Origin of the sequence: Streptomyces sp. Ru72, from assembly GCF_002920635.1 — a bacterium.
Lineage (GTDB): Bacteria > Actinomycetota > Actinomycetes > Streptomycetales > Streptomycetaceae > Streptomyces.
This window is the reverse complement of the sequence record NZ_PQSR01000110.1, coordinates 1-26,702: the sequence shown is the minus strand read 5'-3', so window position 1 is coordinate 26,702 and position 26,702 is coordinate 1. Positions and strand designations below refer to the sequence as shown.

The window sequence follows — 26,702 nt, the reverse complement described above, 5'->3', positions numbered from 1 at the left end:
ACAGACACGCCGGTGGGCAGAACGGCCCGTTCCCCGGGCGCCAGTTCGCAGCCGACGGTGGTGCGCAGGTCGGCTCCCGCGTCGCCGGGATGCGCGTACGCCGGAAGCGGTACCTCCGGGTCGACACGCCGGATCAGCACGTTCACAAGTTCGCCGCTCACGGGTTCACCTCGAAGGCTCGTACACGCCGGAGCTGGTCCGGGTCGTCCATGGCCGCCCGGATCTCCTGGGGGCGGCCGTGCTCGGTGAAGTGGTCCACCTTCACCTCGACGAACAGGGCCTCGGCACGGACGGCGACGGGCCCCTCCGGGCCGCCGATCCGCCCGGCCGCCCTCGAGTAGATCTTCCGCCCCGCCACCGCCGTCACTTCGGCCTCCAGATACAGCACCGTACCCACCGGCACGGGCCGCACGAAGTCGGTCTCCAGCCGTCCTGTCACCGCGATGGTGCGCAGGAGCCAGTTCAGGGAGCCCAGGGTCTCGTCGAGGGCGGTGGCGAGGACACCGCCGTGGGCGAGGCCGGGCGCGCCCTGGTGGGCGGGACGGACGGTGAACTCGGCGGTGACGGACACCCCGTCACCCGCCCGTGCCTCGAGACGCAGCCCGTGCGGCTGCTCTCCCCCGCACCCGAAGCACTGTCCGTAGTGGGCGCCGAGCGGCTCACCCGGCGCCGGGGCGTCGGGGTGCCGTACGGGCGCCACCGCGTCGGCGGGGGGCGTCAGACCGGAGGAAGTACCACTCACAGGCGCAGACCTTACCCGCGCGTGAACGCGCCGCGGACACCGTGCCAAGCTTGGCTCCATGCAGCTCTCCGCGTCGCCGTACGAAGAACGCCTGACCGCGCCCCGCACCTGGTGGCTGATGTGCCTGCTGGTCGGCGTCGCCATGGCCTTGGTGCTGCTGCCGTTCGGCACGCTGCCGCTGCTCGGCGGACTGGTCGGCGGCACCGCGGCCTCGGCGGTCGTGGCCAGTTCCTACGGCTCACCCCGCATCCGTGTGGTCGGCGACGCGCTGATCGCGGGCGAGGCGAAGATCCCGGTGTCGGCGCTCGGCGAGGCGGAGGTGCTGGACCAGGAGGAGGCCCGCGCCTGGCGCACGTACAAGGCGGACACGAGGGCGTTCATGCTGCTGCGCGCGTACATCCCGACGGCGCTCAAGGTGGAGGTCACGGATCCGGCGGACCCGACGCCTTACCTGTACCTGTCGACCAGGGAACCGGAGAGGCTGGCGGCGGCGATCAAGGCGGCCCGGACGGAGAGCGGGGGCACGGTCTAGGACCGCTCACTCCCCGAGCGGCGAGGGACCCGGTGGCTTCTCCAGGGGCGGCAGTTCCGGCAGCGCCTCCCACGGCACCTGCATCCTGCGCAGGTCCTTGCGGATGCGCTGCGCGACCCTCCGGGTGTCGCGGCGGTTCATGACCGCGCCCACCGCGGCCCCCACCATGAACGGCATCAGGTTCGGCAGGTCCCGCACCATCCGCTTCATGATCCGCTGCCGCAGTTCCCGCTTCATGCGCCCGCCGAGGGCGGCGTCGATGGTGGCGGGGTTGGTCATGTCGATCCCGCGTTCGCCGGCCCAGGACCTCAGGTACAGGGTGCTGCGCTGAGCGAGGGTGCCCGGCGGCCGCAGCCCGTACACCTCGTGCAGTTCGGCGATCAGCTTCAGCTCGATCGCAGCGACGCCGGTGATCTCCGTGGCCAGCTCGGTCGGCATGGCAGGCGGCACCGGCAGCATCGCCGCGGCGCCGACTCCGGCCCCGACCGTGGCCGTCGCCCCTGCCGCGCCCGCGACGAGTTTGTCGGCGATCTCCTCGGGCCCGAGGCCCGGGAACTGCCTGCGCAGGGTCTCCAGGTCCCGCACCGGGACGCGCGGGGCCATGTCGATGATCCGGTCGGCGAGATACGCCAGAGCCGCTCTTGCCGCACTGCCGCCCTTGCGGACGCCCTCCCGGACTCCTGTACGGACTCCCTCACGGACGGCGACCGCACGGCGTCGTGCGGCAGGTGCCGGAGGATCGGCCGGCACCAGGGGCCCCACGGGGGCCGCTGGGGCGTGCGGTTCGAGCGAGGCTGTTCCCTCACCGGAAGAGCCCCGCTCGTCGTCACGTACGCCGTGGGAGCCCTCGTCGGGCTCCTGCTCCGCTCCCCTGCGCGAGAAGCGGCGCTTCCAAGGAGGGGTCGAGCCGGTCACGGCCGACCCTGCCTCAGTCGCAGTCGCGGCAGATCGGCTGACCGTTCTTCTCCCGGGCCAGCTGGCTGCGGTGGTGCACCAGGAAGCAGCTCATGCAGGTGAACTCGTCCTGCTGCTTCGGGAGCACCCGGACGGCCAACTCCTCGTTGGAGAGGTCGGCGCCCGGCAGTTCCAGGCCCTCGGCGGCCTCGAACTCGTCGACGTCTACTGCGGAAGCGGACTTGTCGTTCCGCCGGGCCTTCAGCTCTTCAAGGCTGTCGGAGTCGACGTCGTCGTCGGTCTTGCGTGGGGTGTCGTAATCCGTTGCCATTTCGCTCTCCCCCTCTGGGTGTCTGCGGTGTCTCCAGCGCACGTAACGCGTGAGAGGCCGGACTTGTGCCCGCCTCGAGGCGGAGATTTTGCCTCACATCAAGGTCTGTTACTCAATCGACACCCAACCGGACCCCTCAAGAGTGATCGGCTTGGATGGCGAAGCGGACCGTACACGGTCCCGGTGCCACAGTTCAAAGGCATCTCACCGCGTACTACCCGTGATCAAGGCACCGGAAAACCCGGATATTCCGGCTTTGTGGGCACTCGCAGCGTCACGGAGAGTGGGCGGCTGGAAAAATGTCGTTGTGATCGATCACACATGACCAAACGTGAACCCATGCCCGAAAATTCCGCGCAAAGCGAACACCGGGCGAGGTCCCGGCGTTCGTCAGAGCGGCAGGGTGACACGCATCACAAGCCCACCACCTTCGCGCGGCTGTGCGCTGATGTGGCCGCCGTGGGCGCGCGCGACGGACCTGGCGATGGACAGGCCGAGGCCCACGCCCTTGTCGCTGCCCGTACGCTCCGTGCGCAGCCGTGTGAAGGGCTCGAAGAGGTTGTCGATCTCGTACGCGGGGACCACCGGACCGGTGTTCGAGACGACCAGTATCGCCTGGCCGTGCTGGGCCTGGGTGGTCACCTCGACCCAGCCGCCCTCGGCAATGTTGTAACGCACCGCGTTCTGGACGAGGTTCAGGGCGATCCGCTCCAGCAGGACACCGTTGCCCTGGACGACCACGGGGGCGCGCTCGCCGCGGATCTCGACGCCCTTGGCCTCCGCCTCGGCGTGCACCTGGTCGATGGCCTGGGAGGCCACCTCGGCGAGGTCGACCGGTTTGCGTTCGACGATCTGGTTGTCGCTGCGGGCGAGCAGCAGCAGGCCCTCCACGAGCTGTTCGCTGCGCTCGTTGGTGGCGAGCAGCGTCTTGCCGAGCTGCTGCAGTTCGGCGGGCGCCCCGGGGTCGGACAGGTGCACCTCGAGCAGCGTGCGGTTGATGGCGAGCGGGGTGCGCAGCTCGTGCGAGGCGTTGCCGACGAACCGCTGCTGGGCCATGAACGCGCGCTGCAGCCGCTCCAGCATGTCGTCGAAGGTGTCCGCGAGCTCCTTCAGCTCGTCGTCCGGGCCGTCCAGCTCGATACGGCGGGACAGGTCCGAGCCGGCCACCGCGCGCGCGGTGCGGGTGATCCGGCCGAGCGGCGAGAGCACGCGGCCGGCCATGGCGTACCCGAAGGCGAAGGCGATCACGGCGAGGCCGAGCAGGGCCAGCAGCGACTGGCTGAGCAGGTTGTCCAGGGCGTGCTGGCGCTGCTCGTTCACACAGGCGTCCAGGGCGTCGTTGAGCACGCTCGCCGAGGGCTGCTGCGGGAGGTTGCAGGTGTCGCTGGCGACCTGCCCCGAGAGGATCTTGAACGGGAGTTCACTGCCCACGTTCAGGGCGTGTGCCGCGAACAGGTAGATGATCGACAGCAGCAGGATGCCAGCGATCAGGAACATGCCGCCGTACAGCAGCGTGAGCCTTATGCGGATGGTCGGGCGCAGCCAGGGGAACGGCAGTTCCGGCCTGCGGGGGTCCCAGGTCGGCTTGGGCGGTGCCGTGGGTGGTGCGGGTGTCGTGGCCACGGTCATCAGATCCGGTATCCGGAGCCGGGAACGGTGACGATGACGGGCGGCTCCCCGAGCTTGCGGCGCAGGGTCATCACGGTCACGCGTACCACGTTGGTGAAGGGGTCGGTGTTCTCGTCCCAGGCCTTCTCCAGCAGCTGCTCGGCCGAGACGACCGCACCCTCGCTGCGCATGAGGACCTCCAGGACGGCGAACTCCTTGGGGGCGAGCTGCACCTCGCGTCCGTCGCGGAAGACCTCGCGGCGGTTGGGGTCGAGCTTGATCCCGGCGCGCTCCAGGACGGGCGGCAGCGGCACGCTCGTACGGCGGCCGAGGGCGCGCACGCGCGCGATGAGCTCGCTGAACGCGAACGGCTTCGGGAGATAGTCGTCGGCGCCGATCTCCAGGCCCTCCACGCGGTCGCTGACGTCGCCGGACGCGGTGAGCATCAGCACGCGCGTGGGCATGCCGAGCTCGACGATCTTGCGGCAGACGTCGTCGCCGTGCACGAGCGGGAGGTCACGGTCGAGGACGACCACGTCGTAGTCGTTGACGCCGATGCGCTCCAGGGCGGCCGCACCGTCGTACACGACGTCGACGGCCATGGCCTCCCGGCGCAGTCCGGTGGCCACCGCATCGGCGAGCAGCTGCTCGTCCTCGACGACGAGTACGCGCACGTCGCTTGTCCTTCCTCTGTCCACCCGGGTGACCCGATTGCGGGCAGCCCACGGGCAGGTTCTGTCACGGGTTGAGGGCTCCATCCTGCCCTTTTCGACCGTAAACCGGCTGTAAGACGGCGGGAAGCGGCCCCGGGGGCGGATCCGGGGGTCCGGGAATGCGAAATTTTCTCGCGAGGTTGAGGTTTCCGCGGAAGGGAGCGGGGGGAGGACGGCTTTACACCCCGCGATCACGCTCTGCATGTGGCACACCACCACCTGGTCGGCTGCTCACCGCTTCCCGTAGAGCGGGCGTGGGTGTCCGGCACCGTCGCCGCCCAGCCAGGGCTGCGCTGGGCACCCAATGGAGACGTGATCGCCCCTTCCCATACGGCACACCCCCGTGCCACCGACCCACGACCCAGGACGAGGGGGCGCAGCATGGACGCATTCACCGCAGGACTTCTGCAGCGCATACGGGCGACCGAGTCCGACCTGACGCGGGCCCGCGAAACCGGCGACGACTTCCTCGCGGACGTCGAACAGTCGGAGCTCGACGACCTGCACCGCCTTGCCGCCGAGCACGGTGTGGAAGTCACCGCGACGCGCGTCTGATCAGCTCGCAGCAGGCGGGGCCCCGGCAGATCCAGGCCGGGGCCCCGCCTCGTGCGTACGGGAGCCTGCCGCGACGCGAGCGCCCTTCGCGGCCCCAGGGGGACGCGGAAGGCGGTCTCCCCGGCTCCAGGGGCCGAGGACGGCGGCATCGGGCACCCTGACGCGGCCGCCGCCGCCCTGAGGCGCACGCGCGGCGCGGGTCGTCAGGTCCTCAGTCGTGCCACGCCCCCAGTTCCTCCAGCCGCGTCTGGAGGTGCTCGAAGAGGGGCGGTGGGGCCGCGATCGTCAGTTCCGGGGAGACCGGCTCCCCGGGGCGGCCGCCGGTCAGGGCGCCCGCCTCGCGGGCGATCAGGTCGCCCGCCGCGTAGTCCCAGGGGTTCAGGCCGCGCTCGTAGTACGCGTCCAGCCGGCCCGCCGCCACGTCGCACAGGTCGATCGCGGCGGAGCCGCCCCGGCGGATGTCCCGGACCTCGGGGATCATCCGCCGGACCACCTCGGCCTGCCGGGCCTTGCGCTCGGCGAGGTAGCCGAAGCCGGTGCCCACCAGGGCGAGGCCCAGCTCGGGTGCGGGGCGCACGCGCGCGGGGCGGTCGTTCAGGAACGCGCCCCCGCCCAGGAGGGCTCGGAAGGTCTCCTGGCGCATGGGCGCGTGGACCACTCCGACGAGCGTCTCCCCGTCCTTGCGGGCCGCGATGGAGATCGCCCAACTGGGCAGCCCGTACAGGTAGTTGACGGTGCCGTCGATCGGGTCGATCACCCACTCGACACCGCTGCTGCCCTCGACGCTGGCACCCTCCTCGCCGAGCAGGCCGTCGTCGGGCCGACGGTCGGCGAGCAGCCCGGTGATCAGCTTCTCGGCGGCGATGTCCATCTCGGTGACCACGTCGATGGCGCTGGACTTGGTGGCGGCCACCCCGAGATCGTCGGGGCGCCCGTCGCGCAGGAAGGCGCCCGCGCGCGTGGCGGCCTCCAGCGCGATCTCGAGGAGTTCGGCCTTCAGCCGCTCGGTCGGTTCGGACTGCTCGGTCTCGGACTGCTCGGTCACGGTGCTCCTCATGCGTACGGGCTGTCGGCGCCCGCCGCGGCGGGCTTGGGGGTGCGGGACGGGCAGCACCCGACCGGACAGAGGTTGTGGCTCGGGCCCAGGGCGCCGAGGGCGCAGGGGGTCACCTGCTGCCCGCGCTCGGTCGCGGCGCGCTCGACGATCAGCTCACGGATCGCGGCGGCGAACCGCGGGTCGGCGCCCACGGTGGCCGAGCGGCGCACCGGCAGCCCCAGCTCCCCGGCCTTCGCCGTGGCCTCCGTGTCGAGGTCGTACAGCACCTCCATGTGGTCCGACACGAACCCGATGGGTGCCATCACGACAGCCGGGACCCCGGCGCCGTGCAGCTGCTCCAGGTGGTCGCAGATGTCCGGCTCCAGCCACGGGATGTGCGGGGCACCCGAGCGCGACTGGTAGACGAGCTGCCAGGGGTGGTCGACGCCGGTCCGCTCGCGCACCGCGTCGGCGATCAGCCGTGCGACGTCGAGGTGCTGCCGCACGTACGCCCCGCCGTCCCCGTGCTCCTCGGGCGGACCGGAGGTGTCCGCCGCGGAGGTCGGGATGGAGTGCGTGGTGAAGGCGATGTGCGCCCCGGCCCGGACGTCCTCGGGGAGGTCGGCCAGCGACTTCAGGACGCCCTCGATCATCGGCTCCACGAAGCCGGGGTGGTTGAAGTAGTGCCGCAGCTTGTCGACCCGCGGCAGCTCCAGTCCCTCGCCCTCCAGGGTGGCCAGGGCGCCCGCGAGGTCCTCGCGGTACTGACGGCAGCCGGAGTACGAGGCGTACGCGCTGGTGGCGAGGACCAGGATGCGCCGGTGGCCGTCGGCGACCATCTCGCGCAGGGTGTCGGTCGCATAGGGCGCCCAGTTGCGGTTGCCCCAGTAGACGGGCAGGTCCAGGCCGTGATCGGCGAAGTCCTTGCGGAGGGCGTCGAGCAGGGCGCGGTTCTGGCTGTTGATGGGGCTGACCCCGCCGAAGAGGAAGTAGTGCTGCCCCACCTCCTTCAGTCGCTCCTTGGGGATGCCCCGTCCCCGGGTCACGTTCTCCAGGAACGGGACCACGTCGTCCGGGCCCTCCGGGCCTCCGAACGAGAGGAGCAGCAGGGCGTCGTACGGGCTGGCGTCGAGTGCGTCGGGCATGTCTCCGATCCTGCCACCCGCCACCGACAGGAGGACCGGCCGCCCACCGCCGACGAAGGCCGGGCGCAGGTGCCGAGGCCGTGAGTATGATCCCCTTCCTACTGATCGGAAACTTACTGCCTCCGATCATGGCGCTGTTCGTTGCGGGCCTGTCCGTCGCACCCTCGGTGATCACAACGGTCCTCGTCGAACGGCCCGTACGGGCGTCACCGGCCGGGCAGGCCGGATCCGCGGCGGGGAGGGTCCCATGAGCACCACAGTGAGCGGGAAGAACGGCACGTGGCGTAACTGGGCGGGGAACGTCACCGCCCGGCCCGTACGGGCGGTCACCCCCGCGTCGGTCGAGGAGCTCTCCGCCGCCGTGCGGAAGGCGGCCGAGGACGGGCTCAGGGTGAAGGCCGTCGGGACCGGACACTCCTTCACGGCCACCGCCGCGACCGACGGCGTGCTGATCCAGCCACACCTGCTGACCGGGATCCGCGCCATCGACCGCGCGGCCGGCACGGTCACCGTCGAGGCGGGCACTCCCCTCAAGAGACTCAACGCGGCGCTCGCGCGCGAGGGACTGTCCCTCGCGAACATGGGCGACATCATGGAGCAGACCGTCTCGGGCGCCACCAGTACCGGCACGCACGGCACCGGCCGGGACTCCGGCTCGATCGCCGCGCAGATCAAGGGGCTGGAACTGGTGACGGCGGACGGCTCGGTGCTCACCTGTTCGGAGCGGGAGAACCCGGACGTCTTCGCCGCCGCACGCATCGGCCTGGGCGCACTCGGGATCATCACGGCGATCACCTTCGCGGTGGAGCCGCTCTTCCTGCTCACCGCCTGCGAAGAGCCGATGCCGTTCGAGAAGGTTCTCGCCGAGTTCGACGAACTGTGGGCGGAGAACGAGCACTTCGAGTTCTACTGGTTCCCCCACACGTCGAACACCAACACCAAGCGCAACAACCGCAGCCTCGGCCCCCGGCAGCCGATCGGGCAGGTGAGCGGCTGGTTCGAGGACGAGTTCCTCTCCAACGGCGCCTTCCAGGTGGCCAACTGGGTCGGCCAGGCCGTGCCCGCCACGATCCCGGCGATCGCCCGGATATCGAGCCGCGCCCTGTCGGCCCGTACGTACACCGACATCCCGTACAAGGTCTTCACCTCCCCGCGCCGGGTGCGGTTCGTGGAAATGGAGTACGCCGTTCCACGCGAGGCCCTGGTCGAGACGCTGCGCGAGCTGAAGACCATGGTCGATCGGTCGGACCTGCGCGTCAGCTTCCCCGTCGAGGTCCGCACCGCCCCGGCGGACGACATCGCCCTGTCCACGGCGTCCGGCCGGGACAGCGCCTACGTCGCCGTACACATGTTCCGCGGGACGCCCTATCAGGCGTACTTCACCGCCGCCGAGCGCATCTTCACGGCGCACGAGGGGCGCCCGCACTGGGGCAAGGTGCACACGCGCGACGCGGAGTACCTGGCCAAGGCCTACCCGCGCTTCGGTGAGTTCACCGCACTCAGGGACCGCCTCGACCCGGACCGGCGCTTCGGCAACGACTATCTGCGCCGGGTGCTCGGGGAGTAGAGGACTCGCGGCCCGCGCACCGTTAGTTGAGGGGCGCTCAGAAAGGCGGCGGACCCGTAGCGAATCGTTCCGTTTCTGCCGGTCAGATGAAGTACGCCACGTTTGAGGGGCACGAAAACGGCGCACCGGACGGCCAACTCGTACCCCTTGCCAGAACTTGGGCGGCGTGCCGATCCACGCGCGTGGCCCGAATGGAGTACTGTTGCGAGCCCTGGGTCCGGTCTCCCGCCAGGGTGTCCGGGGCCTTGCTGGACCGCCGGGAGGGGGCTAGTTGCACAGGGTGACAGAGTTGGTCACTTTGCGTTGCGAATAGGTAACCGTGCCATAACGGCGATCCAGGGCCCACGCCCGACACGCCGGGCAACTCGGCAAGGTTGTGGCAGGCTGCACCCGGGCAGGCCACACTCGACTAGCGGAAGCAGCGACGCACGTGACGTCGGCAGGCACCACCCGGGAGGTCCCCATGCCCGAACTGCGTGTCGTGGCCGTCTCCAATGACGGCACACGGCTGGTGCTGAAGGCTGCGGACAGCACGGAGTACACGCTTCCGATCGACGAACGGCTCCGCGCGGCCGTGCGCGGCGATCGTCCCCGCCTCGGCCAGATCGAGATCGAGGTGGAGAGCCATCTCCGCCCCCGCGACATCCAGGCCCGGATACGTGCCGGTGCCTCCGCGGAGGAGGTCGCCCAGCTCGCCGGCATCCCCGTCGACCGCGTGCGCCGCTTCGAGGGCCCCGTGCTGGCCGAGCGTGCCTTCATGGCCGAGCGGGCCCGCAAGACACCCGTGCGCCGGCCCGGTGAGAACACCGGCCCCCAGCTCGGCGAGGCCGTCCAGGAGCGGCTGCTGCTGCGCGGCGCCGAGAAGGACACCGTCCAGTGGGACTCCTGGCGCCGCGACGACGGCACCTGGGAGGTGATCCTGGTCTACCGGGTGGCGGGCGAAGCGCACTCGGCGACCTGGACCTACGACCCGCCCCGCCGGCTCGTCCAGGCCGTGGACGACGAGGCGCGCGCGCTGATCGGCGAGTCCGACGACCTCGCGGCGCCCGAGCCGAGCTACCCCTTCGTGCCGCGGATCGCACGGCTGCCCCGCGAGGGCCGGCTCGACCGCGCCCCGGAGCGGCAGACGGACCGTCCCGCGCTGCCGGCGCAGGCCACCGAACCGGCGGAGGAGAGCACCGGCGAGCGGGACTCCCTCACCAGCCTGCTGGAGGCGGTGCCGAGCTTCCGCGGCGACCTGGTGGTGCCCGAGCGGCCCGCCGAGGAGCCGGAGGAGCCCGTCCAGGAACCCGCGGCGGAGGAGCCTCCCGCGCCCGCGGCCTCCGCCGGATCCGCGTACGCGGACGTTCTCATGCCGCGCACGGTCGGCAGCCACCGCGACCGGCTGATCGGCGCGACGGACCGTCAGGCCGAGGCTGACGGTGTCCGCCCGGGCCGCAGAGCGGCGGTCCCGAGCTGGGACGAAATCGTGTTCGGCACGCGTCGCAAGAAGCAGGAGTAGCCGGACCCGGACACAGGCTCTGGCGGGTGGGGCGTACGCGAAGTGGCGTACGCCCCACCGCCGTGCTCACTGGGGGTCGGGGCCCACCGCCACAGGGCGGTTGCTGTCCGACGACCACTCCGACCACGACCCCACGTACAGCGCGGCCGGGATGCCGGCGAGCGTCAGCGCCAGTACCTGCTGGGCCGCGGAGACGCCCGAGCCGCAGTACACGCCGACCTCGGTGCCCTCGGTGACGCCGAGTGCCTTGAAGCGCTCGGCGAGTTCCTCCTGGGGCAGGAAGTGGCCGGTTTCCGTCAGGTTCTGCACCGTCGGCGCCGATACCGCGCCCGGAATGTGCCCGCCCACCGGGTCGATCGGCTCGACCTCGCCCCGGTAGCGCTCACCGGCCCGCGCGTCCAGGAGCAGCCCCGTCCGGGCGAGCGCCGCCGCGCCGTCGGCGTCGAGCAGCGGCAGCGCGCCCGGCACGGGACGGAAGTCGCCCGGCTCGGGCGCCGTTTCGATCCCGGAGGCCAGGGACCCCTCCCAGGCGGGCAGACCGCCGTCGAGCACCCGCACATCCGGGTGGCCCGTGAAGCGCAGCAGCCACCACGCGCGCGCGGCGGCCCAGCCGTGCCCGCCGTCGTACACCACGACCGGCCGGTCCGAGAAGACGCCGGCGGCCCGCATCGCCGCACCGAAACGCTCGATGTCGGGCAGCGGATGCCGACCGGCCGGCCCGGGCGGATCCGCGAGATCGGTGTCCAGGTCGACGAAGACGGCCCCCGGAATGTGCCCGGCCGCGTACTCGGCACGGCCGTCGAAAGGAGCGGCACCGGCCGCCTTCGCGGTGCTCAGCTGCCAGCGGATGTCCAGGAGCGTCGGCGGCCGCGCTCCCGCCAGTTCGCTCGCGAGTTCGGATGCGGAGATGATGGCCTTCATGGCCCCCATCCTCGCGCACGGGGTGGCCCTTTCGCCCAGGTCCGACTACTCTGCTTCGCCGAACAGGTCCGATCACCTACTGTGCGGGATCGGACACGTGCTGTACAGCCGATGGACCGCACACGGCGATCCCACCGGGACCCACGAGCACCGCCCCATCGAGCCCCCTGTGGCCGGCAGCCGTACCGCACGGCGCGGCCGGAGCCCGTGGTGCGACCGGTGGTGCGACCATCGGCACGACCGTGCACCCGCGCCCATCCGGCGCAGGTGCACGCGGGCGGAAGCTGAACGGCCACCACGACGGGCCGAGGAGAGAATGACGATGATCGAGGCACCGGGCTCGGCGGGCCTGACCGGCACGGCGCACGAGAGGCCGGCGCCCGGCACACCGTGCTGGGTGAGTCTGATGGTGCACGGGATGGCCACGACCCAGGAGTTCTACCGCGCGCTGTTCGGCTGGGAGTTCCGCCCGGGACCGCAACAACTCGGGCCCTATGTGCGGGCCGTGCTGCACGGCTACGAGGTGGCGGGCATCGGCCGGCTGCCGCCGGACCGTCATCTCCCGATCGCCTGGACGCCGTACCTCGGCTCGGACGACGTGGATGCGACCGCCGAGATGGTCCGCAGCTGCGGCGGCACGGTGGGGGTCGGTCCCCTGGACGCCGCCGAGGCGGGACGCCTGGCGATCGCCTGCGACCCGACGGGCGCGGTGTTCGGCGTCTGGCAGGCGGCCGGACACCTCGGCACGGATCTGACGGGCGTCCCCGGCACTCCTGCCTGGAACGAACTGCTCACCTACGACACGGCGAGCGTCGCCACGTTCTACCGGACCGTCTTCGGCTACGAGGAGGAGCCCGTGGCCGCCGCCGACTCCGACTACCGCACCCTGCGCATCGGGGGCCGTCCGGTCGCCGGCATCCACGGCGTCGGGCACGCCCTGCCCCGCGACCGGGGCCCGCACTGGATGACGCACTTCCAGGTCGAGGACGCCGACGCGGCCGCCGAGCGGGTCACCGAGCTGGGCGGACACGTCGTGAGTCCCGGTCGCAGCACCGCCCTGGGCCGGATGGCCACGGTCGCGGACCCGGAGGGCGCGACGTTCTCGGTGGTGAGCCCGCTCGACCGAGCCGACCCCTGACGGGTGAATCGCCGGGGCGTCAGATGGACGACACCGGCAGGACGTCCGGGGAGAGGGCCGCCGCGCGCGCGGCGGCCGCCGTCATACGGCGCCGGTGGTGGCGGCGGCACAGCACCTCGTAACCGATCTCGTCCGCCGACTGGGTCACGTCACCCACGATGACCTGGGCACCCTCGACCACCATCTCACCGCCCACCGTGCGGGCGTTGTGCGTCGCGCGCGCGCCACACCAGCACAGCGCCTCCACCTGGAGGACCTCGACCCGGTCGGCCAGCTCCACCAGGCGCTGCGAGCCGGGGAAGAGCTTGGTGCGGAAATCGGTCGTGATACCGAAGGCGTAGACGTCGAGACCGAGGTCGTCGACCACGCGGGCCAGCTGGTCTATCTGCTCCGGCGCCAGGAACTGCGCCTCGTCCGCGATCACGTAGTCCGCTCGCCCGCCCTGGGAGAGGTGGTCGACGACGTGGGCGTACAGATCCTGCCCGTCGGCCACCTCCACCGCGTCGGTGACCAGGCCGAGGCGGGAGGAGAGCTTGCCCTCGCCGGCCCGGTCGTCGCGGGTGAAGATCATGCCCACCAGACCGCGCGCGGACCGGTTGTGTTCGATCTGGAGAGCCAGTGTCGACTTCCCGCAGTCCATGGTTCCGGAGAAGAACACCAGCTCGGGCATGGGTGATGGAGGCCTTTCGGGCTGCTCGGAGGGCATGGGGGTCTTCAGGAGCGTACTGGGCGCGCGGGCGCGCGCCACGCTCGGGGTGACGGTCAGGTGGGCGTCAGGTGCGCACTTCCAGCAGGGGCACCAGCTGTTCCACGGCCGTCATCGAACCGTGGTTGCCGACCATGGCCGATTCCTTCGGCTCCCGCTCGGAGGCGATGATCAGCACGTCGTCACGAGCCGCCGCGACCACGTCACCGATCCGCGCGTACACGCGGTCGTCGATGTGCGGGCCGAACCAGCCCGCCGCGATCGCCTCGTCCCGCGAGGCCACCCAGAACTGCTCGCCGAGGACCTCCCGCCAGCAGGTCAGGACGTCGTTCTCGGCGCCCGGCAGCGCGTAGACGTGCCGTGCGCGCCCCTCGCCGCCGAGAAGGGCGACGCCGGCGCGCAGCTCCCAGTCCTCGTCGAAGTCGATGCGGTGCCGCTCGTCGAACGGGATGTCGAGCATGCCGTGGTCGGCGGTCACGTACAGGGCGGTGCGCGGCGGCAGCTGCTCGGCCAGGCGCTGGACGAGCCGGTCGACGTACATGAGCTGGCCGCGCCAGGCGTCGGAGTCGACGCCGAACCGATGGCCGGCGCCGTCCAGCTCGGAGTAGTACGTGTACACCAAGGAGCGCTCGCCGGCGGCCAGTTGCTCGGCCGCCAGGTCCATGCGGTCCTCGCCGGTCAGCTTCCCGCGGAACGTTCCGCCACTGAGCGCGACCTTCGTCAGCGGAGTGTTCTCGAACGCCGGGGAGGACACCTGTGCGGTGTGCACACCGGCGTCGTGAGCGAGCTGGAACACGGTGGGGTACGGCTGCCAGACGTGCGGCGGGGTCCACGGCTGCCAGCGCAGCTGGTTCATCAGCTCGCCGGTGTCCGGGTTGCGGACCGTGTAGCCGGGCAGGCCGTGCGCGCCCGGGGGCAGGCCGGTGCCGACGGAGGCCAGCGAGGTCGCCGTGGTCGCCGGGTAGCCGGCGGTGATGGGCCGCCCGGTGCCGCCGCGGGAGGACGCCAGGAGCGAGGTCATGAAGGGCGCCTCGCCGGGGTGCGCCTTCAGTTGCTCCCACCCGAGCCCGTCGATCAGGAAGACGCAGTTGCGGTCGGCGGCGGTCAGTTCCGGTATGGCGGCATTCTGGCCGGGCACCCCCATGCCCGCCGCCAGGGTGGGCAGGAGATCGGCGAGCGAACCCGAGCCGTACTCGGGGACGGGCGCGGAGTCGAGGGCCAGCGGCTCCGGGTGGTCGGCCCAGGCGGGGAGTGCCATCAGCGGGAGTCGTCCGCGGTCGCCTCGGAGAGGGCCTGCGCGAAGGCGAGCGCCTGGCGCACCGTCTCCGGGCCGTCCCCCGCCTCGCTGACGCGCAGGCTCAGGTCGTCCGCCGTCGAGCTGCCCGTGTAGCCGTGGTCGGCCTCGCAGTTGGGGTCGCCGCAGGCGGCGGGCTCGAGGTCGATACGGGAGACTGCGCCCCAGCCGATGGTCAGGACGACCTCACGGGGCAGCGTGCCCGGCGTGTACGACTCCGGGTTGGCGACGACGCGGCTGAGGACGACCGAGGCGATCCGGCCGAGTTTCACGGATTCCGTGGACGTCGTCGCGTACGGCGTCGGGGAGGTGTCGTCCGCGGCCTGTTCGTCGGTGTGGCTGACGATGAAGCGGGTACCCGTGAGGACCAGCACGGTCACGTGCCGGCGCACCTCGTTGGCGTCGAAGGTGGTCTCCTGGTGGACCAGGTACGACCGGATGGGCTCGCCGCCCACCGCGGCTTCCACCGCCTCGGCCACGAGCGCCGGGTAGTAGCCGCTGCGCTCGATCGCCGCGCGCAGCCCCTGGGTCGTCGTACTGGTCTTGGCCATGCCGTCCATCCTACGGGGGCGCACTGACTGCGAGGCACCGCTCGCCGCTGCTCAGTACACCGGGAGCCTGCGCGGGCCGAGGTCGTCCCGGGCGGGCGGGGGCGCGAGCCGGACGGTGGCGCCGAGCACGCTCAGGCCGCGCGGGGCGACCACGACGGGTTCCAGGGTGACCGCGACGACCTCCGGATGGTCGTCGACCAGCCGCGACACGCGCAGCATCAGCTCCTCGAGGGCGGGTGTGTCCACGGGATCGGAGCCGCGCCAGCCGAACAGGAGCGGGGCCGTCCGGATCGACCGGACCAGGGACGTGGCGTCGCGGTCGGTGACCGGAATCAGCCGGTGCGCCATGTCTCCGAGCAGCTGGGAGGCGGCTCCGGCGAGCCCGAAGGACAGGACGGCCCCGGCCGCGGGATCGATGACGGTACGTAGGAAGGTGTCGACGCCGCGTGGCGCCATGCCCTGCACGACCGGCCGCAGCTCCTCCGGCTTGCCGAACAGGGACGTCAACTCGGCGTACGCCCGCCGCAGTTGCTCCTCGTCGGCCAGGTCGAGGCGCACGCCGCCCAGGTCGGCGCGGTGGCGCAGGTGCGGGGCGGTGGCCTTGAGGGCCACCGGGTAGCCGATCGTGCGGGCGGCCTCGAGGGCGGCCTCCGGGGTGGGAGCGGGCAGCGCCCGGCGGACGTGGATGCCGTAGCGCGCCAGCAGGTCACAGGTCTCGTCCGTGCCGAGTGTGAGTCCCTGGCCGCGCGCGAGCAGGCCGTCGATCAGCCGGGCGGCGCCCTTCTCGTCGATGTCGTCGAACTCGGGCACCTTGCCGGGTTCGGCGGCCTCCCGCCGCCACTGCGCGTACTTGACGGCTTCGGCGAGGGCCCGGACGGCGCGCTCGGCGGCGGGGTAGGCGGGGATGAGGCGGGAGTCCTGTGGCGCCTCGGCCGCGGGTGACGGTACCGCGTCCGCGACCTCCGGGTGCCCTCGTTCCGCGGCGCCGGCCTGGGGACCCGTACTCGCGGCGGCGGACAGGGCCTCCGCCAGCCCGCCCAGCTCCACGTGCACCACCAGCACGGGCTTCGCGGGGGCCGCTGCGGCGGCGGACCTCAACGCCTCGGCCAACTCCGCGTCCCCCGGCGACGTCTCCCCCACCGCCGGGATCGCCGTCACGACCACGGCGTCACAGGAGTCGTCGGCCAGCGCGCCGAGCAGCGCCCGGTGGAAGTCCTCGGCCGACGCCTCCGTCGTGAGATCGAGCGGCGGCGAGGGCCGCAGGCCCTCCGTGAGGCACGCGTCGTACGTCAGCAGCCCCAGCGACTCCGAGTTCCCGAGGATCGCCACCCTGGGTCCCGCGGGCAGCGGCTGGCGGGCCAGCAGCAGGCCCGCGTCCACCAGTTCCGTGATCGTGTCCACCCGGATCACCCCGGCCTGCCGCAGCAGCGCGGACACCGTGGCGTGCGGCAGGCGCGTGGCCCGTACCGCGTGCCCCTGCGGCGCGCCCCCGTGCCGCGCGCCCTGGACCACGACCAGCGGTTTGGCCGCCGCCGTGCGCCGCGCGAGGCGGGTGAACTTGCGGGGGTTGCCGATGGTCTCCAGATACATCAGGGCCACATCGGTGTCCGGGTCGTCGTACCAGTACTGGAGGACGTCGTTGCCGGACACGTCCGCCCGGTTCCCGGAGGAGACGAAGGTCGATACGCCAGTGACGCCGGTCACACCTCCGCCGCGCCGATGCAGCCGTGACAGCAGGGCGATCCCGATGGCGCCCGACTGGGCGAACAGTCCTATGCGCCCGGGGCGGGGCATCTCGGGGGCGAGGGAGGCGTTGAGCCGGACCCGCGGCGAGGTGTTGATGATCCCGAAGGCGTTCGGCCCGATGATGCGCATGCCGTACGACCGCGCCTGCCGCACCAGCTCCCGCTGCCGCTCCCGCCCCTCGGGCCCGCTCTCGGCGTACCCGGCGGAGACCACCACGAGCCCCTGCACCCCGTGCTCGCCGCACTCGGTGACGACCTCGGGGACGTGTTCGGCGGGCACGGCCACCACGGCGACGTCGACCGGCTCGGAGATGTCGCGGACCGAAACGTGGGCGGGGATGCCGTCGAGCTCCTTCCGGTCCGCGGCGAACGCGCGGTTCACCGCGTACAGGCGGCCGGTGTACCCGCCGTCCCTGAGGTGGTCGAGAACGCTGCGTCCCACTCCTCCGGGGGTACGGCCGGCGCCGATCACGGCGACCGCGCCGGGTGCGAGCAGCCGCTGCACGGACCGGGCCTCGGCCCGCTGCTCCCGGGCGCGCTGGACGGCCAGCGACCGGTCGGTGGGCTCCAGGTCGAACTCGAGGCGTACGACTCCGTCCTCGAAGCTGCGCTTCTGCTGGTACCCGGCGTCCGTGAACACCTTGATCATCCTGGTGTTGGCGGGCAGCACCTCGGCGGCGAACCGGCGGATGCCGCGCTCCCTGGCCACCGCCGCGATGTGCTCGAGCAGGGCGGAGGCGACGCCGCGTCCCTGGTGCGCGTCCTGCACGAGGAAGGCGACCTCGGCCTCGTCGGCGGGCGCGGAGGCGGGCAGGCCGTCGGTACCGATGCGGTCATAGCGTACGGTGGCGATGAACTCGCCGCCGACCGTGGCCGCGAGTCCCACCCTGTCCACAAAGTCGTGGTGCGTGAAGCGGTGGACGTCCTTGGCGGACAGGCGCGGGTACGGCGCGAAGAAGCGGTAGTACTTCGACTCGTCCGAGACCTGCTCGTAGAAGCTGACGAGGCGCTCGGCGTCGTCGACGGTGATGGGCCTGATGCGCGCGGTACCGCCGTCGCGCAGCACCACGTCGGCCTCCCAGTGGGCGGGGTACTCGTGCCGGTCCGACGTGGTCTGCATGGGCCCCAGAGTAAGGCTCGCGTCCGAGGGCGGCGCGAGGCAGGCTGTGGGGACCGGTCCCGGCCCGCCGAGGACGGACGATGCCCTTCCGGGCACGCTTCACCTATGGAACACTGGTCTAGACAACCCTGATACACCTGAAGGGCAGCAACACATGGCTGAGCGCCGCGTCAACGTCGGCTGGGCCGAGGGTCTCCACGCCCGCCCCGCCTCCATCTTCGTCCGGGCAGCCACGGCCTCCGGCATCCCGGTGACGATCGCCAAGGCCGGCGGTACCCCCGTCAACGCCGCGTCCATGCTGGCGGTTCTGGGCCTCGGCGCCCAGGGCGGCGAGGAGATCGTCCTGGCCTCCGACGCGGAGGGTGCGGACGCCGCGCTCGACCGCCTGGCCAAGCTGGTCGCCGAGGGCCTCGAGGAACTCCCCGAGACCGTCTGACCCTTCGGGCAGCAGCACCCGCCTCAGCCGCGTCGCCGTCATGGCGGCGCGGCTGTTGTCGTGCCGGACCGGCCCGTCCGGGAGGGCGAGAACGACAGTGGCCGCAGTCTTGGCACACAGGCGGCGGGGGACGGACGGAATGTCGAGGAACGGGCGCAGCGGACAGGAACGGCGCACGCGATAAAAAACGGTGCTCCAGTGGCATTCCCCCACACGAATAAAGCCGCACAGGACATGCCGAAACCGCGCACACCGAATTTACGGACGCACGCGAAAAAACGGCAGCCGAAAACAGGGCCTCCGCCGAATATCCCTCTTTGTATACGGCGCCCGTGTTAATGCCGGAGCGCCGACATGTTTACGGGGTGTTGCGAAGTCCTCACACGGTCGGAGCGGTCCGTCCCGCCGGGAAAGCGGAGCCGGTGCGCGGCCGTGGAGCGTTCCGTGTGCAGCGCGGTGATCGCGCGCGCCCGCTCGCTGTCCCCGCGCGCGACGGCGTCCACGATGCCGCCGTGCTCGGCCCAGGACTCCACGGGACTGACCGGAGCGTCGACCGCGTACATCCATGTGATCTTGTGCCGCAACTGGGCGAGTGTCGAGGTCAGCGCGGGGCTCCCGCAGGCCTGGGCCAGCGTCTCGTGGAACCAGCCGCCCAGGGAGCGCAGATCCTCGCTGTGGCCCCTTCTGGCCCGCTCCTGGCCCAGTCTGACCAGGCCGCGCAGCACCTTGAGGTGGGCCTCGGTACGCCGCTGCGCGGCCCGCGCCGCACCGAGCGGCTCCAGTAGCATCCGCATCTCCAGCAGGTCGGCGGCCTCCTGCTCGGTGGGTTCCGCCACGCACGCGCCCGCGTGCCGGCGGGTGACGACGAAGCCCTCGGCCTCCAGGGTGCGCAGCGCCTCGCGCACGGGGACGCGGGAGACGCCGTAGCGCCGCGCGAGGAGTTCCTCGGTGAGCCGGCTGCCGCGCTCGTAGACACCCGCGACGATGTCATCACGGATCGCCGTGCAGACCGAGTGCGCCGGAATACGCATGACCGACCTCCGCCTTAATCCCCGTGAAACGTACGCGATTGACGCGTGTTCAACCGACTCTATTGCAGTGGGCCGGAATTTCCGACGGCGGGTCGGAATCCAGGGATATTTTTTGGACACACAACCGTTCGAAAACCACCGAAGGCCCCGGCTGATCAGCCGGGGCCTTCGGTGCGGGCGCGCCTGTCGCGGGCGGCCTCCGTCAGACGTTCACGCCGTGCGAGCGCAGGTAGGCGACGGGGTCGATGTCCGAGCCGTACTCGGCAGTGGTACGGGCCTCGAAGTGCAGGTGCGGCCCGGTGGTGTTGCCGGTGGACCCGGCGAGGGCTATCTGCTGGCCGGGGACGACCCGCTGCCCCACCAAGACGCCGATGGACGACAGGTGGCCGTACTGGGTGTAGGTGCCGTCGTTCATCCTGATGACGATCTGGTTGCCGTACGCGCCGCCCCAGCCGGTCTGGACGACGGTGCCGGCGCCGACGGCGTGCACGGGCGTGCCCGTGGCGGCGTGGAAGTCGATGCCGGTGTGGGAGCCGGAGGACCACAGGGAGCCGCCGGTCTTGTAACCGGTGGACACGAAGGAGTTGAAGATCGGCGGCACGAACATGTTGAGACGCCTGCGCTCGGCCTCCCGCGCGGCCCGCTCCTTGGCCTCGCGCTCCTGGCGGGCCTTCTCGGCGGCCTTCCTGCGCGCGGCCTCCTCGGCCTGCTTCTGTTCGGCGGCCTGCTTCTGCGCGGCAGCCTGTGCGTCGATCTTCTGGGCGACCGAGTCCCCGAGGGTCACGGCCTGAAGCAGCCCGGTCTGCTCGACGGGTGCGCCGGCGGCGAGGGCCGGGGCGGCCAGGGTGCCGATGACACCGGTGGTGGTGAGCGCCGCCACGCCGACGGCGTTCGCAGTCGTACGCTTCACACGGCTCGGGCGACGGTGCTTCCCGGTGGCGCAGGTGAACGCCATGAAGTGGCTGATCCTTTCCTTCCCTCTCGCCTACCGGGTTAGCTGACGGGTTCGGAGCAGGAAGGTCTCCTACGGGCTCGCGCCCGATTCACCCCAGGGACTGTGGTTTTGGGTCCCCGGCTCCCCTGGCTCGCGCCGTACGGGGACTCGGCGATGACTGTCCGGTGCCGCGGTTGCGGCGCACTGCCTGACGGACAGCCCGAATGACGCTAAGGGGACCTTCTTTCAATCAGCAAACGCAGGCCGGGGTTTGTAGCGCATCCCACAGGGCAGAGAGGCAACCTCTGTGGCAATACGGACAAACCCGCCAATGGGCGGGGCCCTGGTGACACGGAAGGTCACCAGGGCCCCGGGGCGGGTGCGGCGCACGCGCGCGTACGGTGCGCTCTACTCGGCGGCGACGACGCTCACTTCACCGATGCCGAGCGCCTCGACGGGCTCCTTGATCTGCGCGGCGTCACCCACCAGCACGGTGACCAGACGGTCCACCGGGAAGGCGTTCACCACCGCCGCGGTGGCCTCCACCGTGCCCGTGGCGGCGAGCTGCTGATACAGCGTCGACTGGTAGTCGTCCGGCAGGTGCTGCTCGACCTGGTCGGCGAGCGTGCTCGCGACGGCCGCCGCCGTCTCGAACTTCAGCGGTGCGACCCCCACCAGGTTCTGCACGGCGACGTCGCGCTCGGCGTCCGTCAGGCCCTCGGCGGCGAGGGTGCGCAGCACCTTCCACAGGTCGTCGAGCGCCGGGCCCGTGTTCGGCGTGTCGACCGAGCCGCTGATGGCGAGCATCGCGGCGCCCGTGCCGTCGGGTGCCGAGCGCAGCACCTGACCGAACGCCCGCACACCGTAGGTGTAGCCCTTCTCCTCGCGCAGGACGCGGTCCAGGCGGGAGGTGAGGGTGCCGCCGAGGCAGTACGTGCCGAGCACCTGGGCGGGCCACACGCGGTCGTGACGGTCGGGCCCGACACGGCCGATGAGGAGCTGGGTCTGGACGGCGCCGGGACGGTCCACGATGATCACGCGGCCGGTGTCGTCGGCGGTCACCGGGGGCACCGGCCGCGGCTTGGACGGCTCCCCCGTCCAGGCGCCGAGGGTGTCGCCGAGGAGTTCGTCCAGATCGATCCCGGTGAGGTCGCCGACCACGACCGCGGTGGACGTCGCTGGGCGCACATACCCCTCGTAGAAGGCACGGACGGCCGCCGCGTCGATGTCCGCGACCGTCTCCTCGGTGCCCTGACGCGGGCGCGACATGCGCGAGGACGCCGGGAACAGCTCCTTGGAGAGCTCCTTGGCGGCGCGCCGGGCCGGGTTGGCCATCTCGTGCGGGATCTCGTCGAGGCGGTTGCGCACCAGGCGCTCCACCTCGCTGTCCGCGAACGCCGGCGACCTCAGGGCGTCGGCGAGCAGTCCGAGCGCCTTGGGGAGGCGGGAGACCGGAACCTCCAGGGAGAGGCGCACGCCGGGGTGGTCGGCGTGCGAGTCGAGGGTGGCGCCGCAGCGCTCCAGCTCGGCGGCGAACTCCTCGGCGGAGTGCTTGTCGGTGCCCTCGGAGAAGGCGCGCGCCATGATCGTGGCGACGCCGTCGAGGCCGGCCGGCTCGGCGTCCAGAGGGGCGTCGAGGAGCACCTCGACGGCGACGACCTGCTGGCCGGGACGGTGGCAGCGCAGCACCGTCAGGCCGTTGTCCAGCGTGCCGCGCTCGGGCGCCGGGAAAGCCCAGGGCCGGGCCTCGCCGGGCTGGGGCTGCGGGTGGAACTCCATGGTCGCGAGCTCGCTCACTTCGCCGACTCCTCGGTCTCGTCGGTGGTCTCGGCTGCTTCCGGGGCCTCGGCCTCGGCCCCGACCGGTTCGTACACGAGCACCGCGCGGTTGTCGGGGCGCAGGCGGGCCTTGGCGATCTCCTGCACCTCCTCGGCGGTGACCTCGAGCACGCGCTTGACGGCGGTCAGGGCGAGCTGGGGGTCGCCGAACAGCACGGCGTAGCGGCACAGTTCGTCGGCTCGGCCCGCGACCGTGCCGAGCCGGTCCAGCCACTCGCGCTCCAACTGGGCCTGGGCGCGCTCCATCTCCTCGGCCGTCGGGCCCCGCTCGGCGAACCGGGCGAGCTCCTCGTCGATGGCGGCCTCGATGACGGGCACCTCGACGTCGCCGGAGGTCTTCACGTCCAGCCACCCGAGCGAGGGCGCCCCGGCGAGCCGCAGCAGGCCGAACCCGGCGGCGACGGCGGTGCGGTCACGGCGCACGAGCCGGTTGTACAGGCGGGAGGACTCGCCGCCGCCGAGGATCGTGAGCGCCAGGTCGGCCGCGTCGCACGCGCGCGTACCGTCGTGCGGCAGACGGTAGGCGGCCATCAGGGCGCGCGCCGGAACCTCCTCCTCGACGACCTCGCGCAGCTGCTCGCCGATGACCTCGGGCAGCGAGCCGTCGCGCGGCTGGGGCTTGCCGTCGTGGGACGGGATGGACCCGAAGTACTTCTCGATCCAGGCGAGGGTCTGCTGGGGGTCGATGTCGCCGACGACGGACAGCACCGCGTTGTTCGGCGCGTAGTACGTGCGGAAGAACGCGCGTGCGTCCTCCAGGGTCGCCGCGTCCAGGTCGGCCATCGACCCGATCGGCGTGTGGTGGTAGGGGTGGCCCTCCGGGTACGCGAGCGCGGTCAGCCTCTCGAAGGCGGTGCCGTAGGGGACGTTGTCGTAGCGCTGGCGGCGCTCGTTCTTCACGACGTCCCGCTGGTTCTCCATGGACTCGTCGTCGAGCGCGGCGAGCAGGGAGCCCATGCGGTCGGCCTCCAGCCAGAGGGCGAGCTCCAGCTGGTGGGCGGGCATGGTCTCGAAGTAGTTGGTGCGCTCGAAGCTGGTGGTGCCGTTGAGCGAGCCACCCGCTCCCTGCACCAGCTCGAAGTGGCCGTTGCCCTTGACCTGGGCGGAGCCCTGGAACATCAGGTGCTCGAAGAGGTGGGCGAGACCCGTGCGCCCCTGGACTTCGTGGCGGGAGCCGACGTCGTACCAGAGGCACACCGCCGCGACCGGGGTCAGGTGGTCCTCGGAGAGCACCACGCGCAGGCCGTTGGCCAGGCGGTGCTCGGTCGCTGTCAGGCCCCCGGAGCCTGCCTCGGCTGTGGCCGTGTGACCCATGGGCATGTACGTCCCTTCGATCGCGGAAGTGTCGCGGAAACCGCGGTTTCCTGCCGGTCCTGTCACTGTATGCAAGCGTGCCGACCGGTGGCGAAGTTCCCGGGCGACGTACGCCGAGAGCGAGACCATGATTACGGGGGGTGGGGGACGCTCGCCGTTGACGCGTCGGGGGCCGGAGGTCGTCCGTCGGACCGGTTCACGCCCCGTCGGAAGGGCCCCGGTCCCCGTTGTCGGTGCGGCGGTCCACAATGGTCGGCGTCAGATTCGTTTCCATGCCCAGCACAGACGGTGAAGGAGCCGGCAGCGATGGCCCGCCGCAGCACGAAGATCCCGCCACCCGACGACTCGTACGAGGAGAAGATCCTCGACATCGACGTCGTGGACGAGATGCAGGGCTCCTTCCTCGAGTACGCGTACTCGGTCATCTACTCAAGGGCCCTGCCGGACGCCCGGGACGGCCTCAAGCCGGTGCACCGGCGGATCGTCTACCAGATGAACGAGATGGGCCTGCGCCCCGACCGCGGCTACGTGAAGTGCGCCCGCGTCGTCGGCGAGGTCATGGGCAAGTTGCATCCGCACGGCGACGCGTCGATCTACGACGCCCTGGTGCGCATGGCCCAGCCGTTCTCGATGCGCGTGCCGCTGGTCGACGGCCACGGCAACTTCGGCTCGCTGGGCAACGACGACCCGCCGGCCGCCATGCGGTACACCGAGTGCCGGATGGCCGAGGCGACCGGTCTGATGACCGAGTCGATCGACGAGGACACGGTCGACTTCGCGCCCAACTACGACGGCCAGGAGCAGGAGCCGGTGGCCCTGCCCGCCGCCTTCCCGAACCTGCTGGTGAACGGCGCGTCGGGCATCGCGGTCGGCATGGCGACGAACATGCCGCCGCACAACCTGCGCGAGGTGATCGCGGCCGCCCGCCATCTGATCAGGTATCCGAACGCGGACCTGGACGCCCTGATGAAGTACGTCCCGGGCCCGGACCTGCCCACCGGCGGCCGGATCGTGGGGCTGCCCGGGATCCGCGACGCGTACGAGACGGGCCGCGGCACCTTCAGGATGCGGGCCACGGTCTCCGTGGAGGACGTGACGGCGCGCCGCAAGGGCCTCGTCGTCACCGAGCTGCCCTTCACGGTCGGCCCGGAGAAGGTGATCGCCAAGATCAAGGACCTGGTGGGCTCGAAGAAGCTCCAGGGGATCGCCGACGTCAAGGACCTCACCGACCGGCAGCACGGCCTGCGCCTGGTCATCGAGATCAAGAACGGCTTCGTGCCGGAGGCGGTCCTGGAGCAGCTGTACAAGCTGACGCCCATGGAGGAGTCCTTCGGCATCAACAACGTGGCCCTGGTCGACGGGCAGCCGCTGACGCTGGGTCTCAAGGAGCTCCTCGAGGTCTACCTGGACCACCGCTTCGACGTGGTCCGCCGCCGCTCGGAGTTCCGCCGCGGCAAGAAGCGCGACCGTCTGCACCTGGTCGAGGGCCTGCTGACCGCTCTGGTGGACATCGACGAGGTCATCCGTCTGATCCGCTCCAGCGACAACTCCGCGCAGGCCAAGGAGCGTCTGATGGAGCGCTTCTCGCTGAGCGAGATCCAGACGCAGTACATCCTCGACACGCCGCTGCGCCGCCTGACGAAGTACGACCGCATCGAGCTGGAGGCGGAGAAGGACCGGCTCAACACCGAGATCGAGGAGCTGACCCGGATCCTGGAGTCGGACGCGGAACTGCGCAAGCTGGTCTCCAACGAACTGGCCGCGGTGGCCAAGAAGTTCGGCACCGACCGGCGCACGGTGCTGCTGGAGTCCTCCGGTGCGCCCGCCCCGACGGTGCCGCTGCAGGTCGAGGACGCCCCGTGCCGGGTGCTGTTGTCGTCGACGGGCCTGCTGGCGCGTACGGCCAACAACGACCCCTTCGCGGAGGACACCGACGGCAGGCGTGCCAAGCACGACGTGATCGTCTCCGTCGTCCCGGCGACGGCACGCGGTGAGGTGGGCGTGGTGACGTCCGCAGGGCGGCTGCTGCGGGTGAACGTGATCGACCTTCCGCAGCTGCCGGAGACGGCGACGCGGGCGAGCCTGTCCGGGGGTGCGCCGGTCTCGGAGTTCGTCTCCCTGGCGGAGGACGAGACGGTGGTGTGCCTGACGACGCTGGACGAGTCCTCCCCGGGTCTCGCTCTCGGCACGGAACAGGGCGTGGTCAAGCGCGTGGTCCCCGACTACCCGGCGAACAAGGAGGAGTTGGAGGTCATCACCCTCAGGGAGGGCGACCGGATCGTCGGCGCGGTCGAGCTGCGCACGGGCGAGGAGGACCTGGTCTTCATCACGGACGACGCCCAGCTGCTGCGCTACCCCGCCTCCCAGGTCCGTCCGCAGGGCCGTCCGGCGGGCGGCATGGCGGGCATCAAGCTGGCCGAGGGCGCCAAGGTGATCTCGTTCACGGCGGTCGACCCGGCGGCCGACGCGGTGGTCTTCACGGTCGCCGGATCCCGCGGCACGCTGGACGACTCGGTGCAGACCACGGCCAAGATGACGCCGTTCGACCAGTACCCGCGCAAGGGCCGCGCCACGGGCGGTGTGCGCTGCCAGCGGTTCCTGAAGGGCGAGGACTGCCTGTCGTTCGCGTGGGCGGGCGCGACCCCGGCCCGGGCGGCGCAGAAGAACGGCACGCCGGCCGAACTGCCCGAGATCGACCCGCGGCGCGACGGCTCGGGCGTGTCGCTGCCGAAGACGGTCGCGGCGGTGGCCGGACCGGTGTAGGTCAGCCCTCGAGGTCGCCGAGGCCCTGAGGGGCCTCGGCCTCCTGGTCCTGGACGTAGCGGAGGACGCCCCACATGCTGTGCTCGTCGGCGTGCGGGGCGTCGTCCGTGCACGTCTGGAGTTCCTTGTCGAGGGCGGCGGTGTCGATGCCCGACCCGATGAGGACCAGCTGGGTGAGCCGCTCGTCGCCGCTCCCCCAGGGTTCCGGGTAGAACCGCAGGAACCGCCCCACGGCGTGCACGGCGTACCGGTTGTACGGGTCCGCCGGGCCGAAGTCGACGTACCCC

The 26,702-nt window shown here is 71.6% G+C and carries 24 protein-coding genes, 2 pseudogenes and 1 riboswitch; of the genes and pseudogenes, 8 read left to right on the top strand and 18 right to left on the bottom strand.

The window, feature by feature from the left end; all coding sequences use genetic code 11:
• Both C3488_RS42090 and C3488_RS33310 read right to left on the bottom strand, forming a co-directional pair.
• Nucleotides 1-146 (bottom strand): annotated as a pseudogene (locus C3488_RS42090) (dUTP diphosphatase); the annotation flags it as partial.
• Between the two features lie 11 nt (nt 147-157).
• Nucleotides 158-742 (bottom strand): PaaI family thioesterase, encoded by a 585-nt coding sequence (locus C3488_RS33310; protein WP_103844620.1) that lies wholly within the window; start codon nt 740-742, stop codon nt 158-160.
• Nucleotides 743-800: 58 nt separating this feature from the next.
• Here C3488_RS33310 and C3488_RS33305 point away from each other — a divergent pair, with 58 nt between their 5' ends.
• Complete coding sequence (locus tag C3488_RS33305) at nt 801-1,274, top strand: DUF3093 domain-containing protein (RefSeq protein WP_103844619.1); 474 nt, start codon at nt 801-803, stop codon at nt 1,272-1,274.
• 6 nt (nt 1,275-1,280) lie between these two features.
• Here C3488_RS33305 and C3488_RS33300 read toward each other — a convergent pair whose 3' ends face one another.
• From C3488_RS33300 to C3488_RS33285, 4 genes are all read right to left on the bottom strand, one after another.
• Complete coding sequence (locus tag C3488_RS33300; protein WP_103844618.1) at nt 1,281-2,189, bottom strand: hypothetical protein; 909 nt, start codon at nt 2,187-2,189, stop codon at nt 1,281-1,283.
• Nucleotides 2,190-2,202: 13 nt separating this feature from the next.
• Entirely contained in the window at nt 2,203-2,499 is a 297-nt protein-coding gene (locus C3488_RS33295) for a DUF4193 domain-containing protein (RefSeq protein WP_003993510.1), read from the bottom strand.
• Nucleotides 2,500-2,889: 390 nt separating this feature from the next.
• Nucleotides 2,890-4,122, bottom strand: coding sequence for a cell wall metabolism sensor histidine kinase WalK (locus C3488_RS33290; RefSeq protein ID WP_103844622.1), 1,233 nt, complete (start codon nt 4,120-4,122; stop codon nt 2,890-2,892).
• A gap of 5 nt (nt 4,123-4,127) precedes the next feature.
• Nucleotides 4,128-4,781 (bottom strand): response regulator transcription factor, encoded by a 654-nt coding sequence (locus tag C3488_RS33285; protein WP_010353034.1) that lies wholly within the window; start codon nt 4,779-4,781, stop codon nt 4,128-4,130.
• A 420-nt stretch (nt 4,782-5,201) separates the two neighbouring features.
• Here C3488_RS33285 and C3488_RS40885 point away from each other — a divergent pair, with 420 nt between their 5' ends.
• Nucleotides 5,202-5,375, top strand: coding sequence for a hypothetical protein (locus tag C3488_RS40885; protein ID WP_181139299.1), 174 nt, complete (start codon nt 5,202-5,204; stop codon nt 5,373-5,375).
• 211 nt (nt 5,376-5,586) lie between these two features.
• Here the strand turns inward: C3488_RS40885 and C3488_RS33280 are convergent, their stop codons facing one another.
• Together C3488_RS33280 and C3488_RS33275 are read right to left on the bottom strand one after the other, a co-directional pair.
• Nucleotides 5,587-6,432, bottom strand: a complete 846-nt coding sequence (locus C3488_RS33280) for an inositol monophosphatase family protein (RefSeq protein ID WP_103844617.1) — start codon at nt 6,430-6,432, stop codon at nt 5,587-5,589.
• A complete protein-coding gene (locus tag C3488_RS33275; RefSeq protein ID WP_103844616.1) occupies nt 6,429-7,556 on the bottom strand; it encodes a ferrochelatase in 1,128 nt (375 codons plus the stop codon). The genes C3488_RS33280 and C3488_RS33275 overlap by 4 nt, the downstream gene beginning before the upstream one ends.
• Nucleotides 7,557-7,594: 38 nt before the next feature.
• Between C3488_RS33275 and C3488_RS42085 the strand changes: the two are divergent.
• The 3 genes and pseudogenes from C3488_RS42085 to sepH form a co-directional block, all read left to right on the top strand.
• A pseudogene (locus tag C3488_RS42085) lies at nt 7,595-7,844 on the top strand (hypothetical protein); the annotation flags it as partial.
• Nucleotides 7,804-9,123 carry a D-arabinono-1,4-lactone oxidase gene (locus C3488_RS33270; protein WP_103844615.1) on the top strand — a complete coding sequence of 440 codons (1,320 nt, stop codon included), beginning with the start codon at nt 7,804-7,806 and terminating at the stop codon, nt 9,121-9,123. The pseudogene C3488_RS42085 and the gene C3488_RS33270, both read left to right, overlap by 41 nt.
• A 463-nt stretch (nt 9,124-9,586) precedes the next feature.
• Nucleotides 9,587-10,624 carry a septation protein SepH gene (sepH, locus tag C3488_RS33265; protein WP_103844614.1) on the top strand — a complete coding sequence of 346 codons (1,038 nt, stop codon included), beginning with the start codon at nt 9,587-9,589 and terminating at the stop codon, nt 10,622-10,624.
• 66 nt (nt 10,625-10,690) lie between these two features.
• Here sepH and C3488_RS33260 read toward each other — a convergent pair whose 3' ends face one another.
• Entirely contained in the window at nt 10,691-11,545 is an 855-nt protein-coding gene (locus tag C3488_RS33260; RefSeq protein ID WP_103844613.1) for a sulfurtransferase, read from the bottom strand.
• A gap of 316 nt (nt 11,546-11,861) precedes the next feature.
• On the opposite strand from C3488_RS33260, the gene C3488_RS33255 reads away from it, so the two are divergent.
• Nucleotides 11,862-12,683, top strand: a complete 822-nt coding sequence (locus tag C3488_RS33255) for a VOC family protein (RefSeq protein ID WP_181139298.1) — start codon at nt 11,862-11,864, stop codon at nt 12,681-12,683.
• 19 nt (nt 12,684-12,702) lie between these two features.
• Here the strand turns inward: C3488_RS33255 and C3488_RS33250 are convergent, their stop codons facing one another.
• From C3488_RS33250 to C3488_RS33235, 4 genes are all read right to left on the bottom strand, one after another.
• A complete protein-coding gene (locus tag C3488_RS33250; RefSeq protein WP_103844612.1) occupies nt 12,703-13,353 on the bottom strand; it encodes a thymidine kinase in 651 nt (216 codons plus the stop codon).
• A gap of 103 nt (nt 13,354-13,456) precedes the next feature.
• The gene (locus C3488_RS33245) at nt 13,457-14,647 is read right to left on the bottom strand and encodes an alkaline phosphatase family protein (protein WP_103844611.1); all 1,191 of its coding nucleotides are present in this window, start codon (nt 14,645-14,647) and stop codon (nt 13,457-13,459) included.
• The gene (locus C3488_RS33240; protein WP_103844610.1) at nt 14,647-15,234 is read right to left on the bottom strand and encodes a DUF5998 family protein; all 588 of its coding nucleotides are present in this window, start codon (nt 15,232-15,234) and stop codon (nt 14,647-14,649) included. Before C3488_RS33240 ends, C3488_RS33245 begins: the two co-directional genes overlap by 1 nt.
• A gap of 51 nt (nt 15,235-15,285) precedes the next feature.
• Nucleotides 15,286-18,099 (bottom strand): bifunctional GNAT family N-acetyltransferase/acetate--CoA ligase family protein, encoded by a 2,814-nt coding sequence (locus tag C3488_RS33235; RefSeq protein WP_103844609.1) that lies wholly within the window; start codon nt 18,097-18,099, stop codon nt 15,286-15,288.
• A gap of 154 nt (nt 18,100-18,253) precedes the next feature.
• On the opposite strand from C3488_RS33235, the gene C3488_RS33230 reads away from it, so the two are divergent.
• Nucleotides 18,254-18,535, top strand: a complete 282-nt coding sequence (locus tag C3488_RS33230) for an HPr family phosphocarrier protein (RefSeq protein ID WP_103844608.1) — start codon at nt 18,254-18,256, stop codon at nt 18,533-18,535.
• A gap of 335 nt (nt 18,536-18,870) precedes the next feature.
• Here the strand turns inward: C3488_RS33230 and C3488_RS33225 are convergent, their stop codons facing one another.
• From C3488_RS33225 to C3488_RS33210, 4 genes are all read right to left on the bottom strand, one after another.
• Nucleotides 18,871-19,566, bottom strand: coding sequence for a GntR family transcriptional regulator (locus tag C3488_RS33225; RefSeq protein WP_103844607.1), 696 nt, complete (start codon nt 19,564-19,566; stop codon nt 18,871-18,873).
• Nucleotides 19,567-19,768: 202 nt separating this feature from the next.
• Nucleotides 19,769-20,521: a M23 family metallopeptidase gene (locus C3488_RS33220; RefSeq protein WP_103844606.1), complete on the bottom strand. Its 753-nt coding sequence runs from the start codon at nt 20,519-20,521 to the stop codon at nt 19,769-19,771.
• Between the two features lie 12 nt (nt 20,522-20,533).
• Nucleotides 20,534-20,684: riboswitch (cyclic di-AMP (ydaO/yuaA leader) on the bottom strand.
• Between the two features lie 224 nt (nt 20,685-20,908).
• Entirely contained in the window at nt 20,909-22,297 is a 1,389-nt protein-coding gene (locus C3488_RS33215) for a pitrilysin family protein (RefSeq protein WP_103844605.1), read from the bottom strand.
• Nucleotides 22,294-23,658, bottom strand: coding sequence for a pitrilysin family protein (locus tag C3488_RS33210; RefSeq protein ID WP_103844604.1), 1,365 nt, complete (start codon nt 23,656-23,658; stop codon nt 22,294-22,296). The genes C3488_RS33215 and C3488_RS33210 overlap by 4 nt, the downstream gene beginning before the upstream one ends.
• Before the next feature lie 300 nt (nt 23,659-23,958).
• Here C3488_RS33210 and C3488_RS33205 point away from each other — a divergent pair, with 300 nt between their 5' ends.
• Nucleotides 23,959-26,415, top strand: a complete 2,457-nt coding sequence (locus tag C3488_RS33205; protein WP_103844603.1) for a DNA topoisomerase (ATP-hydrolyzing) subunit A — start codon at nt 23,959-23,961, stop codon at nt 26,413-26,415.
• A gap of 1 nt (nt 26,416) precedes the next feature.
• On the opposite strand, the gene C3488_RS33200 is transcribed toward C3488_RS33205, so the two are convergent.
• The coding region (locus C3488_RS33200) for a GTP-binding protein (RefSeq protein ID WP_146067974.1) at nt 26,417-26,702 on the bottom strand (286 nt) is incomplete at its 5' end.